The organism is Mesorhizobium sp. M7A.F.Ca.US.006.04.2.1 (assembly GCF_004022915.1).
GTDB classification, from domain to species: domain Bacteria; phylum Pseudomonadota; class Alphaproteobacteria; order Rhizobiales; family Rhizobiaceae; genus Mesorhizobium; species Mesorhizobium ciceri.
Genome location: NZ_RZQA01001024.1, coordinates 1 through 1,968, shown reverse-complemented (window position 1 = coordinate 1,968; position 1,968 = coordinate 1). Strand labels below are relative to the sequence as shown.

Here is a 1,968-nt window from a genome sequence, read left to right as displayed (position 1 = left end):
CCGCGCCGCATCTTCCGGCATCAGGCACGGCATTGCCATCTCGGCCGGCGCGTAGTCGACCGCACCGGCGTCCGCCCAGGCCGCAGGCGGCGCAAAGGAGAGCGGACGGAAGCGGTTCGGCTGCTTGCCTTCGGCCGTGGCGGCGAGCCACGCCTGGCGGCGCGGAATCTCGGCGTGAAGATGCGGCGAAATCCCGACCTCGATGCGGTTCAATGGCGACGTCGTCTTGTCGTCTAGACCGATGAAATGGAAACCGGCCGTCGAACCGGCCTGATGGCAACCCTGGCAGGCGCCATTGTCCAGCCGCTCGACCAGCGCTTCCGGCGTGCGCACCAGTTTCAGCGCGGAATAATCGAGCGGTGCGAAATCCGTGGGCTGGAATAATTGCGTAAACGGATGATTGGCCTGCCGTGCACTGCCGAAGGTCGACCACGAGATGATTTTCCTGGCCAGGAACTCGTCGGGGATTTCATAGACACCTTCATCGACCGCCGGCAAATTGGCGCCGACATAGGCGGCGAGCCGTGCTTTCAGCGCCGTGTCCTGCGAGAGCCGTGCGGTGTCGGGCGTGTTCTCCAGCGGCTTCTCGCTGATAGCAGCGCCATCGATGCCGAATACCCGCATGAGATAGGCGGCCTGCCCGCCGAACTCGGTTTCCTGGCCGGACGGGAAGCGCACCACCTGTGCGTTGAGCTCCAGCTGCTTGAAGGTCAACCCGGCCTTCTCCAGCGGCCCGCCGGTCAGCCAGCCGGCATCGACGCTCTCGTCAAGCTGTGGCGTCCAGCGCCCGGCAACACCGACGCAGCCGCCATCGGCGTCGGGGGCGGCGCTGTAGACGGCATTGAAATTGAATGGCAGGCGCGACGCCAGCAGCTTGCCGTTTTTGCGAAAGCTGTAGGCCAGGCGGTAGATGAAGCGCACCTCGCCGCAGCTCCTGTCGCCTTGCACCACCGCGAAGTCGCGACGATCGAGCCGGTTGACGACGCCGACCAGCCGGAAGCGCGCAGCGTCGGTCTTCAGCCAGCGCATGTCCATGATGCGGCCGACATTGCCGTCGGTGACTTCGTAGAGCGTCCGGCCGCCGGCTTTCATATCGGCACGCAGTGCCGCAACATCGGAGGCAACCGTTTCGACGATGGCGTGAAAGGCCGGCGCCTCGTCGTAAAGCGTCTTCAGACCGCCCTCGCCGTCGACCCCGAAAACATCGGCGAAACCGAAACCCCTGGCATCGAGTGCGGCGAGCACCGCCGGATCGTCGACGATCGTCACAGGACCTTCGGCGCGCGCCGTCGGCGCCATGAAGGCAGCGATGAGGGTGGCAAGCAACAGAACGAGCGCGCGGCTCATTGGGCAGCCGTGCGCGCGTCGAAGAGGTCGCGCAACACCGGCACCAGTGCCAACGGCAGGTCCTCGGCGATCAGACCGGGTCCGAACCGGCTGCCGGTCTCAGCATGCAACCACACCGCCGCGCAGGTGCCCTCGAAGGGCGGCATGCCTTGCGCCAGCAAACCGGCAATGATGCCCGACAGCACGTCGCCTGACCCGGCTGTGGCCAGCCACGGTGCACCGTTGGAGTTGATCGCCGCTTTGCCATCGGGCGCTGCTATGACCGTGTCGGCGCCCTTGTAGACGATGACGGCGTTGGCCCGCGCGGCGGCCGTTCGCGCCTTGTCCAATTTCGACATGGTTTTGTCCCCGGCGATATCAGGGAACAGGCGGCCGAATTCGCCCTCATGCGGCGTGACTATCAAGGCAGGCGCATTCGGCTGACGGGCAGCTTCGAACATCGCCTGAGGCTGATGGGCCAGCGACGTGATGGCGTCGGCATCAAGAACCATCGCACTGGCGTGGTTCGCGGTCGCCTCGTCGCGTGCTTCCTCCTCCAAAGCCTTGATCAGCTGCAGGGCGAAATCGCCGACCTTGGGCTTTGGCCCAAGCCCCGGTCCGAACACCAGCGCTCCGGGATGG

Annotated in this window: 2 protein-coding genes; both read right to left on the bottom strand. The window is 65.7% G+C overall.

What is annotated here, in order from left to right; all coding sequences use genetic code 11:
- Positions 1 to 1,347 (bottom strand): hypothetical protein (locus tag EN925_RS33675; RefSeq protein ID WP_128337262.1); only part of this gene is annotated, 1,347 nt, incomplete at its 3' end.
- A partial coding sequence (locus EN925_RS33670) for an ADP/ATP-dependent (S)-NAD(P)H-hydrate dehydratase (protein ID WP_245487404.1) occupies positions 1,344 to 1,968 on the bottom strand: 625 nt, incomplete at its 5' end. The genes EN925_RS33670 and EN925_RS33675, both read right to left, overlap by 4 nt.